Source organism: Vibrio sp. LQ2, from assembly GCF_023920125.1.
Classification (GTDB): Bacteria; Pseudomonadota; Gammaproteobacteria; order Enterobacterales; family Vibrionaceae; genus Vibrio; species Vibrio fluvialis.
Genome location: NZ_CP085308.1, coordinates 3,025,457 through 3,040,259, shown reverse-complemented (window position 1 = coordinate 3,040,259; position 14,803 = coordinate 3,025,457). Strand labels below are relative to the sequence as shown.

The window sequence follows — 14,803 nt, the reverse complement described above, 5'->3', positions numbered from 1 at the left end:
AATTCAGGCCGTCTATTCCACGCGATTGTTTTGTTATGCCACACTCTGACCGCTGCTTTACACCTTTTAAGGCCGACGTTTCCGCTATTGCTTTGCCGGAACGTTTTACCTTTCCGTTTTGTTACGAGCCGCATGCTCTGTGTGTGATTGCTGCCGATGAACTGCAGCAGCATATCCGCACCCAGCAAGAGTGGTCACATCCGTTCGGTCTTGAAGACGATGAAGCGGGCGCTAGCGGCAAGATGTTCGGCGTACTGGTCGTCAAAAACAGCGCTGGGCAGCTGGGTTATCTCTCTGCTTTTTCCGGCCAACTGGCCGAGCAAAACCATCTACCGGGCTTTGTGCCGCCGGTATTTGATCGCTTTGCCGACGACGCTTTCTTTCGCACCGAAGCCAACCAGATTGCCGCCATCAATCAACAAGTGCGAGAGTTGAAGCAAAACACCCAGGCAGACACGCTGCGCAGCGCGATTTCTGCGCACCAACAGCAAGCAGAGTCGGAGATTGAAGCGCTGCGCCTGCACATGATCGAGACTCGCGCTGAGCGTAAGCAGTTACGCGCCGAAGCCAACGCAGATGATCAGCATGCACTGCTGGAACGCTTGGCGAAAGAGAGTGTGGCCGAGAAAAATCAGCTCAAACAGTTAAAGCAGCAGTGGGAGCAACGTATTCGCGCCTTACAGGATGAGTTAGCGACACAAAACGCCGAACTTCATGCGTTGCAGGAGCAGCGTAAACAGCTCTCTGCGGCGCTGCAGAAAAAGCTGTTTGCCCAATATCGTTTCTTAAACAAACGCGGTGATGTGCAGTCGCTGAATGACATTTTCTCACTCGCGGCCAATCCAATCCCACCCGCAGGCTCAGGGGAATGCGCAGCACCTAAACTGCTGCAATACGCGTTTACGCATCAACTGACACCGATCGCGATGGCGGAATTCTGGTGGGGGCGTTCTCCGAAATCAGAAATTCGCCAGCACAAGAAATTCTATCCGGCCTGCCAAAATAAGTGTCATCCGATCCTTGGCCATATGCTGAGTGGTATGGTACTCGACGACAATCCGTTGCTGGAAAACCCGGCAGAAGGTAAAGAGATCGAGATTGTGTATCAGGATGAAGCGATTGTGGTGATCAACAAACCAGCCGAGTTTCTCTCCGTGCCCGGTGTGAACGTTAAAGACTCTGCCTTGACGCGATTGGAACAGCAGTTTCCCGATGCGGAAGGTCCGTTTGTGTTACATCGTCTGGATATGTCGACTTCGGGGTTATTGGTCTTCGCTCTCACTCGTCGCGCAAATAAAAGCCTACAAAAGCAGTTTATTACTCGCGGTGTAGAGAAGCGCTATGTGGCGCTGCTGAGTGGTGAAATCCCCCACGGCGAAGGCAGTATTACCCTGCCGCTGCGTCCAGACTTAGACGATCGTCCACGTCAGATGGTCTGTTTTGAGCACGGCAAAGCCGCCGAAACTGACTGGCAGACGATCCGTACCGAGCAAGGGCGTACGCGAGTTTATCTGCATCCTAAGACAGGGCGCACCCATCAGTTGCGAGTGCACTGCGCCCATGAGCAAGGTTTCAATACGCCGATTCTGGGTGATGATCTCTATGGTGAGAAAGCCGATCGCCTGCACCTGCATGCGGAAAGTCTCAGCTTTGATCACCCTTACACCAAGCAGCGCATGACTTTTCAGGTCGATCCGGCGTTTTAATTGCGCGCCATTCAAACACCGAGTCCCGACAACCACTGTGGCTACCGGGACATTCCAACCACAATACAAACCGATCTTTTTCCCCCGGGTTTCAGGGTGTTACACTCGCAGCCATCATTTCGCTACAACAAAGACTAGACGACTGGTCTAATTATCACTATATTTCATCCCATGAACGCAAAAACTCAAGATACACGTCAACATATTCTGGAAGTCGGTTACCAATTAGTGGTGAACCGAGGCTTTACCAGTGTCGGCTTATCGGAACTGCTGAAAAGCGCCGATGTGCCCAAAGGCTCGTTTTATCATTATTTCAAGTCCAAAGAGCAATTTGGCGAGGCACTGATTGAAGCCTACTTTGCCCATTATCTCGACAAACTCGATGCTCTGTTCAACGGCAGTGACGGCTCCCACTATCAAAAATTGATGCGTTACTGGCATTACTGGACAGAGCAAAACAGTTGCAGTTGTTCTGCCGGAAAATGTCTGGTGGTCAAACTCGCTGGTGAAGTCTCCGACTTGTCAGAACCTATGCGCCTGGCACTGCTCAAAGGCACCAATAAAATCACTGCCCGGGTAGCCGATTGTATTGAGCAAGGGATCCAAAGTGGTGAACTGCACGTACAAAACAGCCAGCAAACATCAGAGTTGCTCTACAATCTGTGGATTGGGGCAAGCTTGCTGAACAAAATTCGCCAAGATGACATTAGCCTGCAACAGGCGTTACTGGCTACAGAGCAGCTGCTGAAAGGCAATAAGCTCAACTGATACACAACAATCAATGCCGCTATCTCGATAGCGGATTTTTTGCAACGAACACTAGACGACTGGTCTAATCAAGAAGGATATCACATGACTGATTCAATGAATCGACGCATTGTTCTGGCATCTCGCCCAACAGGTGCACCCACTGAACAAAACTTCCGTCTGGAAACCGTTGAGAAACCGACACCGCAAGCAGGCGAAGTGCTGCTGCGTACTATTTACCTGTCGCTCGATCCCTATATGCGCGGTCGCATGAGCGCCGCCGAATCTTACGCAGCGCCTGTCGCCATTGATGACGTCATGGTCGGTGGCACCGTGTGTCAGGTTGAAGAATCACACAACCCGGAGTTCGCGGTCGGCGAATGGGTGCTGTCGTATACGACTGGCTGGCAGAGCTACTCCGTTTCAAATGGTCAAGGTCTGCTGAAACTGGGGATGAACCCTAGCCATCCTTCCTACGCACTGGGCGTGCTGGGTATGCCTGGCTTTACTGCCTACATGGGTCTGTTGGATATTGGCGCGCCAAAAGCTGGGGAAACCATTGTGGTTGCTTCTGCAACGGGCCCGGTGGGAGCGACTGTGGGTCAAATTGGTAAAATCAAGCAGTGCCGGGTGGTGGGTATTGCTGGCGGTGAAGAAAAATGCCGTCACGCCGTCGAAGTACTGGGTTTTGATGCCTGTATCGATCACAAAGCGGACGATTTTGCCGAGCAACTCGCCAAAGCCTGTCCTCAAGGCATTGACGTTTACTACGAAAACGTCGGTGGCAAAGTGTTTGATGCAGTGATGCCGCTGCTTAACACCGGTGCCCGCATTCCAGTGTGTGGCCTGATTTCTCAATACAACGCCACATCACTGCCAGACGGTCCGGATCGTTTGTCTCTGCTGGCAGGCCTCATCCTGACGAAACGCATTCGTATGCAAGGCTTTATTATTTTTGACGATTACGGTCATCGCTATGGCGAATTCGCCAAAGACATGAGCCAATGGGTTGCCGAAGGCAAAGTGCAGTACCGCGAACAAATTGAGCAAGGGCTGGAGAATGCACCTTCGCAACTGATTGGTCTGCTGGAAGGGAAAAACTTCGGCAAACTGGTTATTGCAGTGAACAAGCCGCTGTAAACAGGAGAGCATGATGATCACATTGCACCATCTCAATCGCTCACGTTCCAAACGCATCATCTGGTTGCTGGAAGAACTGGAAGTCGAGTATCAAATCGTTCCTTACCAACGAGATTCGTTGACCTTTCTGGCGCCACCGGAGTTGAAAGCGGTGCACCCTCTGGGGAAATCACCGGTGATTGAAATCGACGGACGCGTAATTGCCGAATCAGGCGCCATCACCGAATACCTGATTGAACGCTTTGCGCCACAACGTCTCGCTCCAGCGCGTGATAGCGCCGACTACATCGACTATCTGCAATGGTTACATTTTGCTGAAAGCTCGGGCATCCTGCCGCTGCTGCTAAAATTGTTCTTGGCCAAAGACGGGGCCAAAACGCAGTTTTTGGAAGGTTACGCCAACAGTGAAGCCGCCAAAGTACTGGGTTATGTCAACGCACAGCTCGAAGGCAAAAACTACTTGGTCGCCGACAAACTCAGTGGCGCAGACATCATGATGTCGTTCATCGCCGAGGGTGTGCAAACCAGTGGCATGCTGGATCATTTCCCGAACATCAAGGCGTATCTGTCCGGTCTGTCCGCACTACCTGCTTATCAGAAAGCGAACCGAATCGAAGCCGAACTCAGCGCCTGATGCGATAGACTTTGCAGATAAAACAAAGCCTGCCAATTGGCAGGCTTTCTATTTCTCGTATTAGGCCACTTCGGGCACGGGTTTCGGTGGTGCATCGACCTCTGGCTCTTTCTGCACCGGAGGCACCTGCCCCTCTTCCACCGCTTGTTGGTAACAACCGCTGAGTTTGATCGCCAGATACATATCGGCACGCAATACCAAACCACCATCGCCGACAGGCACGCCACTCAGCTCACACCACTGACGCATGCTACGTTTACGCCCGGCAAGGATCAGGCGGACACCGCGTTTCTTCAGAATATTCTGCACATCCCCCAACATCGCCATCACACTCAAATCAAGGTGAGTAAAGCTCGCTACCGCATCGATGATCACACAGTTCACTTCCGAATCACTGGTTTCGACCTGCTCCAACAGACGGCGTTTGAAATACGGCGCGTTGAAGTAAGTCAGCGGCGAGTTAAAACGATACAACATCAGCCCAGGAATGGGTGACGCTTTACCTGAACCGTCAATCGTGCGAATGGTGCCGTCCTCATCCAAGCCCAGACGCTGATCGCTCGGTCTCATCACCACACGCAGAAACTGGAACAAACCCAGCAACACGGCCAGTGTGATACCAGGAATCACTCCGACGATCAGCACGGCAATAAACGTCACCCCCGCCAGATAAAACGCATCTTTATCGCGCTTTTTCAGGCCCCACAGTCCTTTCAGATCCAACAATGACGTCGAGGCGATGATCAGCACTACCCCCAAAGCTGCAGTAGGAATGTACTGCAATGGGCGGTAGAGGAAAATCGCCACCACGCCAATCACGACTGCGGCAATCACCGACACCAGTTGCGATTTACCACCATTCGCATCGTTTACCGCAGTGCGCGAGTCGGCGCCACTGATCGCAAAACCCTGAGAAAAGGCGGAGGCTAAGTTGGCAAAACCCAGTGCGCGGAACTCTTTGTCAGCGTCGATATCGTAACCATTTTTGGCCGCAAAGCTGCGCGCGGTGAGCATCATGCTGACAAAGCTCACCATCGCCAGGTTGAGTGCAGGCACCACCAATTCACGGCTGATACCGATGTCAAACATTGGCGTCTGGAATGCTGGCAATCCGCCTTGGATCAAGCCGACAACACTGACCCCCTGACCATCCAACTGGGTAGCCCACACCAACACGCCAGCCGCAATGATCGCCAGCATCGCCGCTGGCCAAGAGGGGCGAAAACGCTTGGCAACAAAATACACCACGACCGTCAGCAAACTGACCACCACAGTTTGCCAATGCACGTCAAACAGACGCTGCGGCGCTTCTGCCAGTCGTTCCAGCAGATAACGCTGCTCATATTTCACGCCAAATACTTTACTCAACTGGCCAACGATGATGGTCAGCGCGACACCATTGAGCAGCCCCATCAGAATCGGACGAGAGAGAAAATCAGCCAGAATGCCAAGACGAAACTTACTGGCGAGAATGCACCACATGCCCATCATCGCAGTCATGGTCATAACTAATTGCCAGTGTTTGGTCGGGTCGCCTCCCGCCAGCGGTGTCACCACCGCCGCAACCACGGCACAAGTGGCTGCATCAGGGCCGACGATCAATTGGCGTGAAGTTCCGAACAATGCATATATCAACATCGGAGCCACACACGAATACAGCCCGACGATCGCTGATACCCCGGTCAACTGCGCATACGCGATCGCCACGGGCAGCGCCACCGCAACCACGGAAAATGCCGCTCGCATGTCGTCAACCAGCCAAGCGCGTTCATAGTGTTTAAACTGATACAATCCCGGCATCCATTGCCGGATCCAAGCCGATTTCAACGTAACCTCACCTCTGACTCAAGTTTTGCCTGTGCACAACGATTCACTTAAGCATAACTCAAGATCCGCAAACTCTCGCTGCTAATTTGCTGATTTTACAAAGGATTGATTTTTGCTCAGTGAATCGCCGAAATCACGGAACCTCTGCCTTCTCATTCGGGCAGAAAACATTGGTCGCTAGCGCGCCCTTTATGTGACAATGATCAGCATATTCGCCACCCAATACCGTTGAACTTATGAATTTCCAAGCTGCTATTTTTGATATGGATGGACTGCTGCTCGATACCGAGCGCGTCTGTTTAGAGATTTTTGAACAAGCCTGTCACGCCGTTGGCGTTCCGTTTTTGCGTGACCTGTATTTATCGGTGATTGGCCGTAATGCCGCAGGCATTGAAGCCTCTTTGCGCGTAGGCTACGGGCCAGACCTCGATTATCCGGTGCTGCACAATGAATGGCGCACGCGCTACAACGCGGTGGTAAAACATCAACCAATCCCGGTCAAACAGGGTGTGATTGAGTTGCTGCAATGGCTGAAGGCGCATCAGATCCCTACGGCGGTTGCAACATCAAGCCAGCGCGACGTCGCCAGCGTCAAATTGCGTCTGGCTGGCATTGATCATTACTTCGATTCATTCGCCACAGGCTGTGAAGTCAGTCAGGGCAAACCGCATCCGGAAATTTTTCTGCTGGCGGCCAATCGCCTGAACGTCGAACCAGAGCACTGCCTGGCGTTTGAAGATTCCAATAATGGCGTCAAATCAGCGATGGCTGCCAAGATGAACACCTATCAGATTCCGGATTTGGTCACGCCAAGTGACGATGTGGTGGCTCTGGGTCACAGCATCCGCCCATCACTCAGCCACGTATTGGATGAACTTAAAGCGAACCGTTAACCCCGATTGATTGGCGGCGCTCAGTCGCCACAACTGTCGATGGTGATCACCACGGAATCGGGTCGCCAGTATTCAAATTCACAGTCCATGATCGCCCCGTCCTGTTTGTAGTTCACCCGGCAGATTTTCAGCACCGGTTGCCCCGTGGCGAGATTGAGCGCCTTCGCCACATGCGATGGCGCTGCGGTCGGAATCACTTCAAAGCGCGAACGCTGGGTGCGGTAACCATATTTTTCCGCGTACAGACCCGTCAGTGAACCTTGCAGATTTTCATGCAGAATATTGGGAAACAGGTTCGCAATCAGGCAGTTTTCGACAAACAACACCGCGCGCCCGTCGATATAGCGCAGGCGTTCAATAATATGAATCGGCGTAATGCGTTCGATCTGCATCGCTTTGGCGTAATCACGCGAGGCCATTACGCTTCGTACATTCAGCACTTTGGTTTCCGCAATGCGATCCTGCTCGCGCACCATCTGATGGAAATGCGAACGCGACAGCGGGTTGTAACGCACCCGTTCCGGCGACACAAACCAGCCGCGGCGCTCTTCGCGATAAATCAGTCCTTCTGTTTCGAGCGATACCAACGCGTCCTTGATGGTAATGCGCGTGGTTTCGAACAGCTCACTCAATTCACGCTCGGATGGCAGCTTCTGCCTGTCGTTCATGATGCCGCCGCAAATCTGCTCGCGCAGGGTGGATTTTATTTTTCCCAGTTGGGTCGTCGCCTGTAGCTTCATCCTGATCTAGTCCAATAAGGTCTCTCTTTTTCAGACTAATCAACGCACATAACAAATTTATTACAGCTAACCCTCTGTTAATTAAAGATAACTGAAACATAACTGCCATAAAACTAACGAAAAAGCGTCATATTTCTTGAGCCAAAACGTCACATTCGCTGCCTAGGATAAAAAACAAACTTACTGACCTAGTCCAGAAGGATGGAGACAATGAAAACGTTACTGACCAGTGCAACTCTGATTGCGACCACGCTCGCGATGCCCGCTTTAGCCAAAGACGGCGACATTCAATCGCTGATCGATGCCGCCAAAAAAGAAGGCGCTGTTTACAGCGTCGGTATGCCGGGAAGTTGGGCAAACTGGAAAGACACCTGGAACGACCTGAACACCCATTACGGCCTGAACCATCAGGACACCGACATGAGTTCAGCGCAGGAAATTGCCAAGTTCGAAGCGGAAAAGAAAAACGCGACCGCCGATATCGGTGATGTCGGCTTTGCGTTTGCCCGCGTTGCGGTCAAAAAGGGCGTCACTCAGCCTTATAAACCGACCACGTGGAGCGACATTCCAAACTGGGCCAAAGATAAAGATGGCCACTGGGCACTTGCTTACACCGGCACGATTGCGTTTATCACCAACAACAATCTGGTCAAGCAAGCACCAACGTCTTGGGCTGATCTGCTCAACGGCCAATACAAAGTGACCGTTGGTGATGTCGGTGTCGCGGCTCAGGCCAATAACGCCGTACTCGCGGCCGCATTTGCCAACGGCGGTGATGAAAGCAACCTGAAACCTGCGCTGGATTTCTTCTCGAAACTGGCGAAAAAAGGCCGTCTGTCGTTCACCGACCCAAGCCTGGCTAATCTGGAAAAAGGCGAAGTGGAAGTCGCGATTATGTGGGACTTTAACGCGCTGAACTACCGCGACCAGATTGATCGCAGCCGCTTTACGGTCACCATTCCGCAAGACGGTTCGGTGATTTCGGGCTACACCACCATCATCAATAAATACGCGAAGAACCCGAATGCGGCCAAGCTGGCGCGTGAGTACATCTTCAGCGACCAAGGCCAAATCAACCTGGCACAAGGTTACGCACGTCCGATTCGCAGTAACATTGAACTGCCGGAATCGATCAAAGCGAAACTGCTGTCGAACGATCAGTACCAGAATGTCCACCCGGTCACTGACTTCAATGCCTGGGAAAAATCCGCCCGCAAACTGCCGCGTCAGTGGCAAGAAAACGTCCTAATCCACCAGCAGTAAGAGGTGACCATGAACAATAAGGTGATCCTTGTTGTTCTTGATGGACTCAATTATCAGGTAGCCCGTGATTGCATGGGCTACCTCAACGGTTTAATTGAGCAGCAAAGAGCAACACTTTACTCCCTGCAATGTGAATTGCCGTCGATGTCACGCCCGCTCTACGAGTGCTTGCTGACAGGGATTCGCCCGGTCGACAGCGGCATCGTGAACAACCAGATTGTGCGTCTGTCGCACTTCGACTCGATTTTCAGCCTCGCCAAATCACAGGGCAAAACCACCGCCGCGGCCGCGTATCACTGGGTCAGTGAACTGTATAACCGCGCGCCTTTTGATGCCGTGCGTGACCGCTTTACCCATGATGAATCGCTCAACATTCAGCACGGCTGCTTTTACCACTGGGACCATTATCCGGATGAAGCGCTGTTTCTTGATGCTGAGCATCTGCGCCTGCGTCATCAGCCGGACTTTCTGCTGATTCATCCGATGAACATCGATGATGCCGGACACAAATTTGGCCTCGATTCACGTCAGTATCGCAACAGCGCCCGCCATGCCGACGTCATTCTCGCCAACTATCTGCAAGGCTGGATTGATGATGGCTATCAGGTGATGGTGACCAGCGATCACGGCATGAATAACGACCTGTCACACGGCGGAATTCTCGCCGAAGAGCGTCAGGTGCCGTTGTTTGTCATCGGCGAACACTTTTCCCATCACGTCGACGTCACTCTCGCGCAAACTGAGATTTGCGGCACGGTGTGTGAATTGCTGCGCCTTGAACACGACAAGCCCGTTGCCCAGCAGGTATTAGCATTATGAGCAGTTCCACCCTCTCTTCACGCGCTACCAGTCGAAACGCCACCGCGGCATCGCAGCCGCGTCACGCCTGGCAGCGTTTTAAGCCGCTGGCGTGGCTCTCGCCATTTGCGCTGTTTTTCTATCTGTTTCAACTGGCGCCGATGGTCTGGGTTGGAGTCAACAGTTTTAAGGTCGACGATGAATGGTCGCTGGACAATTACCGCGAAATCCTCGATTCCGGCTTTATTCAACAAGGTTTTGGCAACAGTTTGTGGCTCTCGGTCTGGTCGAGTCTGGTCGGGCTGGCGATTGCGGCGCTGCTGGTCAGTTCGCTGCGCCGCGTCAGTGGTCGCCTGCGCGATGCAGTAATTGCCTTTACCAACATGAGCAGTAACTTCGCGGGCGTGCCGCTGGCGTTTGCCTTCATCATCATTCTCGGCACCAACGGCGCACTGACGTTGCTGCTCAAACAGTACGGCCTGATTGACGATTTCAACCTGTACGGCAAATCCGGGCTGATGGCGATTTACATCTATTTTCAGATCCCGCTGGCGGTTTTACTCCTCTACCCGGCCTTTGATGCCTTGAGCGACGACTGGCAAGCCGCCGCCGCGCTGCTGGGCGCCAAAACCTGGCAATATTGGGCCAAAATCGCGCTGCCCGTGCTGTCTCCGGCGCTGCTGGGCACCTTTATTATTCTCATCGCCAACGCCATGGGCGCGTATGCCAGTGTGTATGCACTCACTTCCGGCAACTACAACGTGATCACCGTGCGCATTGCCAGCCTGGTGTCAGGCGATCTGTTTTTGGAACCGAATCTTGCGGCGGCGATTTCAGTCGTGCTGATGGCGCTGCTGGCATTCATCACGCTGGTCAACCAATGGCTGATTGCAAGGAGTTACCATGCAAAACGCTAATCATAGCCTCTATCACAAAACCGTGGTGTACGGCATCGTCGGCATTATGTTGGTGCCGATTATCGCCACGCTGGTGTATTCGCTCTCCTCTCGCTGGGGCGCAACCATTCTGCCGGACGGCTTCACCTTCGACTGGTATCTCAAACTGCTCAGCGATACGCGTTTTATCGAAGCTTTCGGACGCTCACTGCTGGTGTGCGTGGCCGCGTTAGCGCTCAGCACGCTGCTGATCCTGCCCGCGATTTTTGTGGTGTTTTACTACTTTCCGAAGCTGGATCGCGTGATGAACCTGCTGATCTTGTTGCCGTTCGCCGTACCGCCCGTAGTCTCCTCAGTTGGCCTGTTGCAGCTCTACGCCGACAGCGCCGTGCCGATTGTCGGCACACCGTGGATTCTGATTGGCACCTACTTCACCATCGCGCTGCCGTTTATGTACCGCGCGCTGGCCAACAGTTTTTCGGCGATTAACCTGCGCGATTTGATGGATGCGGCGCACCTGCTCGGCGCGAGCACGACCCAAGCCTTTCTGCAAATCGTGTTACCCAATGTGCGCAAAGGTCTGATGGCGTCGCTGTTTCTGTCGTTTTCATTCCTGCTGGGCGAATTTGTGTTCGCCAATATTCTGGTCGGCACGCGTTATGAAACGCTGCAAATTTATCTCTACAACATGCGCCAGACCAGCGGCCATTTCACGTCCGCGTTAGTGATGACTTACTTCCTGTTTATCTTTTTCTGTACTTGGCTAGCAAGCCGATTGGGAGCAAAACAATGAGTTACGTTTCTGTTCAGCAACTCACCAAACGCTTTGGCGACAACACCGTATTTGAGTCGATTCAGTTCGACATTCAGCAAGGCGAATTCATTACCCTACTCGGCCCGAGCGGCTGTGGGAAATCGACCCTGCTGCGCAGCCTTGCCGGCCTCAATCCGGTCGATAGCGGTTCGATCATCGTCGGCGGCGAAGAGATCACCCACGCCGCACCACAAAAGCGCGGCATTGGCATGGTGTTCCAATCCTATGCGCTGTTTCCGAACATGACCGTGGCGGGCAACATCGGCTTTGGCCTCAAAATGCAAGGGCTCGATAAAGCCACCATGGCCCGTGAAGTTGCCCAAGTGATTGAGCTGGTCGCATTGCAGGGCAAAGAAGATTGCTATCCGCACCAGTTGTCCGGCGGCCAGCGTCAGCGCGTAGCCCTGGCGCGCGCACTGGTGGTGAAACCGCGGATTTTATTGCTCGATGAACCCCTGTCGGCGCTGGATGCCAAAATCCGCAAACACCTGCGCCAGCAGATTCGTGACATTCAGAAAGAGCTAAACCTGACCACGATTTTCGTCACCCACGATCAAGAAGAAGCAATGACGATGTCGGATCGCATCTTTTTGATGCATCAGGGAAAAATTGTCCAGCAAGGCTCACCGGAGTCGATTTATACTCAACCCGCGAACGAGTTTGTCGCCGGCTTTATGGGTCACTACAATCTGGTCGATGCCGCGCAGGCGAAAACGCTGTTTAATCTGGACACACCGTGGAAAGTCGCGATTCGTCCCGAGTCGATTTATGTCGCCGAGCACGGCCGTCACTATGGCGCGCACATCTCAGCGCCGCAGCGCGCGGTGATCAAAAGCCATCAGTTGCTGGGTAACGTGATTCGTTATCACGTGGCGGTGGATGAGTGCGAACTGACGGTCGATACCCTGAACCGTTCCTCCGAACGTCTGTTGCCAAGCGGCAGTGCGCTGGAGCTACGTTTTAATCTTAATGAAATTCAACCTGTGAGTGCCTAAATGTCTCAGCCTCTGTACGTCTTTGATATGGACGACACCTTAATTGACGGCGATTGCGCCATGATCTGGAACGAATTTCTGGTCGACAAAGGTATTGCCACCGACCCGGATTTTCTCACGCAGGATCGTTACCTGATGTCGCTGTATGCCCGCGGCGAAATGGACATGGAAGACTACCTCGATTACGTCATGCAGCCGCTGTTTGCGCTGTCAGTCGAACAAGTGCACGCGCTGATCGAAGAGTGCGTCGACAGCCGAATACTGCCGCGCCTGTTTCCTCAGGCTAAAACCCTGATCGAGCAGCTAGGAAATGATGGCATCACCATGCTGATCATTTCCGCTTCCGTCAGTTTTCTGGTCGAAGCCGTGGCACGCAAAATTGGCATCGAGCATGCGTTGGGGATTGATATGGCGGTACGCGATGGCCGCTACACCAGTGAGATTGTCGGCGTACCGAGTTATCGTGAAGGCAAAGTCACGCGCCTTGAAACCTGGCTGCTGACTCACCCCGAGCACGTGGGTGAACTGCATTTCTTCACCGATTCGATTAACGATCTGCCACTGTGCCAACATGCGGACTATGCCTATTTAGTCAATCCATGTGAGAAACTGGCACGTCATTCCCGCCCGCCACACTGGCAAGTACTGAACTGGGGATAACACTTTTCCCTTGATGTCACACCATCAAGGGAAAACTCTTTGCTTAATCCGCTTTGAGTCTCACATATGCATATTCTTGCGTGATAGATTACTCTCTACTAAATACTCATTAAATGGGTAAAGGGATGTTACGTACACCGAAGAAAATTGTTGTCCTGCTGGTTTTACTACCCGTTGCCCTCTTTTCTCTGTCGATTCCAATTTTGGAACGGCAGTATTCCCTTTATCTGCTCAACCATAAAATGGATGAAGTCAGCCAGTTCCTTGATACCCGAAGCACTGCGCTGAACGACATGATGCTGCAACAAGCCGAACAGTTACGTTTTGATTGCAGTGATGACGATATGAGCCTGATGCGCAACCCGAACTATTACAACAAGTTCGTGCGCATCATCGGCATCATCGGGGCTGATGGAAAAACCTGTTCAACCGTTGGCATGTCTCTGGTTGAAAGTGAATTGGAAGGCGTTCGCATACCCGCTACTGGCTTCTACATGTCGACCACTCCGGAGTATGAGCATAGCGAGAGCGAGCTGCTGGTCAGTTATCGACACAATGGCAATACCGTCTATTGGGTACTTTATGGTGGCTGGGGTCAGGACATTCTCAAAACGCCATGCCTCGACTGCTTCTTCATGACTTTCAAGTTTCTCGACTCTTCCTTGGAACACATGAAAATCAAACGCGGTGATCCTGATATCGCCAAACAGGCATCGCGGATTTCCATCGCTATTCAGAGCAGCGATACTCAGATCATCAGCCAGATAACGCTCTCTGCCGGCGATAAACTGCATCACTACGCGCTGAGGCAACTAATTATTTGGGGCATCCCGCTCAGCCTGGTACTCGGCATCATGATTGGCTTTGGTTATTTTATGCTGCGTAACTATCGCAACTCAATTGAAGGTCTGATTGAGGTCGCCATCCGTGACAATGAGTTTGTTCCTTTTTACCAGCCGATTGTCGATAGTCGGGATGGCCGTATTGTCGGGTTTGAGGTGCTGTTGCGTTGGCAACGAGGTAACGAATGGGTTGCGCCCAGCCAATTCATTCAGGTAGCAGAAACCACGGGGTTGATTATCCCAATCACTGAACAACTGCTGAAAAAAGTGTTGGGAGATATGACCAGGCTGAACATGGAGCAATGGGTGAGTATCAATCTGGTCGCCGAACACGTTGAAACAGAGATTCTGTTTAACCTGCTGGAAAGGCTGAACTGGCCTCGGCCTCGACAAATCCAGTTTGAAATTACTGAACGCGTACCGATCAAAAACCTGCATTTTGCCGACGCCATGATTCAGCGCCTGACTCAGCACGGCTATCAGTTCAAAATTGATGATTTTGGGACCGGATATGGCGGCTTTTCCTATTTGCAAAAACTGCAGATAGACAGCATCAAAATCGACAAGATGTTCATCGATACCATCGAAACCACCGACGTTAAACGTAATATTCTCGATTCCATCATCGCCTCTGCGCGTGAAACGGACATTGAAGTGATTGCCGAAGGCGTGGAAACACAAAAACAAGTAGAGTATCTGACTCAGCGCGGTGTCTATTTGATTCAGGGGTTTGTTTACTTTAAACCGATGCCGCTGGCACAAGTGCTGCAACATCTGAAAAGTCCAATCGGTTCCGAATCTGCATAAAAAAGCCCGGCATCAGCCGGGCTGTCTACTCATGATGAATG

The 14,803-nt window shown here is 52.3% G+C and carries 14 protein-coding genes; 12 read left to right on the top strand and 2 right to left on the bottom strand.

Annotated features, from left to right (window positions below):
* Positions 1 to 35 precede the first annotated feature (35 nt).
* The 4 genes from LGV68_RS14235 to LGV68_RS14220 all read left to right on the top strand — a co-directional run bounded on the left by LGV68_RS14235 (position 36) and on the right by LGV68_RS14220 (position 4,227).
* Positions 36 to 1,706 (top strand): RluA family pseudouridine synthase, encoded by a 1,671-nt coding sequence (locus tag LGV68_RS14235; protein WP_252535514.1) that lies wholly within the window; start codon positions 36 to 38, stop codon positions 1,704 to 1,706.
* Positions 1,707 to 1,877: 171 nt separating this feature from the next.
* Positions 1,878 to 2,474, top strand: coding sequence for a TetR/AcrR family transcriptional regulator (locus LGV68_RS14230; RefSeq protein WP_020329719.1), 597 nt, complete (start codon positions 1,878 to 1,880; stop codon positions 2,472 to 2,474).
* Between the two features lie 84 nt (positions 2,475 to 2,558).
* Positions 2,559 to 3,593: an NADP-dependent oxidoreductase gene (locus LGV68_RS14225; RefSeq protein ID WP_158129564.1), complete on the top strand. Its 1,035-nt coding sequence runs from the start codon at positions 2,559 to 2,561 to the stop codon at positions 3,591 to 3,593.
* A gap of 13 nt (positions 3,594 to 3,606) precedes the next feature.
* Complete coding sequence (locus LGV68_RS14220; protein WP_158152526.1) at positions 3,607 to 4,227, top strand: glutathione S-transferase; 621 nt, start codon at positions 3,607 to 3,609, stop codon at positions 4,225 to 4,227.
* Positions 4,228 to 4,287: 60 nt separating this feature from the next.
* On the opposite strand, the gene LGV68_RS14215 is transcribed toward LGV68_RS14220, so the two are convergent.
* Positions 4,288 to 6,027 carry a SulP family inorganic anion transporter gene (locus LGV68_RS14215; protein WP_020329716.1) on the bottom strand — a complete coding sequence of 580 codons (1,740 nt, stop codon included), beginning with the start codon at positions 6,025 to 6,027 and terminating at the stop codon, positions 4,288 to 4,290.
* Between the two features lie 263 nt (positions 6,028 to 6,290).
* Between LGV68_RS14215 and LGV68_RS14210 the strand changes: the two genes are divergently transcribed.
* Positions 6,291 to 6,947, top strand: coding sequence for an HAD family phosphatase (locus tag LGV68_RS14210; RefSeq protein WP_252535512.1), 657 nt, complete (start codon positions 6,291 to 6,293; stop codon positions 6,945 to 6,947).
* 20 nt (positions 6,948 to 6,967) lie between these two features.
* Here LGV68_RS14210 and LGV68_RS14205 read toward each other — a convergent pair whose 3' ends face one another.
* Positions 6,968 to 7,687 (bottom strand): UTRA domain-containing protein, encoded by a 720-nt coding sequence (locus tag LGV68_RS14205; protein WP_024374614.1) that lies wholly within the window; start codon positions 7,685 to 7,687, stop codon positions 6,968 to 6,970.
* A 210-nt stretch (positions 7,688 to 7,897) separates the two neighbouring features.
* On the opposite strand from LGV68_RS14205, the gene LGV68_RS14200 reads away from it, so the two are divergent.
* The 7 genes from LGV68_RS14200 to LGV68_RS14170 all read left to right on the top strand — a co-directional run bounded on the left by LGV68_RS14200 (position 7,898) and on the right by LGV68_RS14170 (position 14,762).
* The gene (locus tag LGV68_RS14200) at positions 7,898 to 8,950 is read left to right on the top strand and encodes an ABC transporter substrate-binding protein (protein WP_020329713.1); all 1,053 of its coding nucleotides are present in this window, start codon (positions 7,898 to 7,900) and stop codon (positions 8,948 to 8,950) included.
* Positions 8,951 to 8,959: 9 nt separating this feature from the next.
* Positions 8,960 to 9,769 carry an alkaline phosphatase family protein gene (locus LGV68_RS14195; RefSeq protein ID WP_158143597.1) on the top strand — a complete coding sequence of 270 codons (810 nt, stop codon included), beginning with the start codon at positions 8,960 to 8,962 and terminating at the stop codon, positions 9,767 to 9,769.
* A complete protein-coding gene (locus LGV68_RS14190; RefSeq protein ID WP_055452312.1) occupies positions 9,766 to 10,665 on the top strand; it encodes an ABC transporter permease subunit in 900 nt (299 codons plus the stop codon). The genes LGV68_RS14195 and LGV68_RS14190 overlap by 4 nt, the downstream gene beginning before the upstream one ends.
* Entirely contained in the window at positions 10,652 to 11,437 is a 786-nt protein-coding gene (locus LGV68_RS14185; protein ID WP_158145880.1) for an ABC transporter permease, read from the top strand. Before LGV68_RS14190 ends, LGV68_RS14185 begins: the two co-directional genes overlap by 14 nt.
* Positions 11,434 to 12,453, top strand: a complete 1,020-nt coding sequence (locus LGV68_RS14180; protein WP_055452310.1) for an ABC transporter ATP-binding protein — start codon at positions 11,434 to 11,436, stop codon at positions 12,451 to 12,453. The genes LGV68_RS14185 and LGV68_RS14180 overlap by 4 nt, the downstream gene beginning before the upstream one ends.
* Complete coding sequence (locus LGV68_RS14175; protein ID WP_158152454.1) at positions 12,454 to 13,113, top strand: HAD family hydrolase; 660 nt, start codon at positions 12,454 to 12,456, stop codon at positions 13,111 to 13,113.
* A gap of 125 nt (positions 13,114 to 13,238) precedes the next feature.
* Positions 13,239 to 14,762, top strand: a complete 1,524-nt coding sequence (locus tag LGV68_RS14170; protein WP_047461717.1) for an EAL domain-containing protein — start codon at positions 13,239 to 13,241, stop codon at positions 14,760 to 14,762.
* The last annotated feature ends 41 nt before the right edge of the window (positions 14,763 to 14,803 follow it).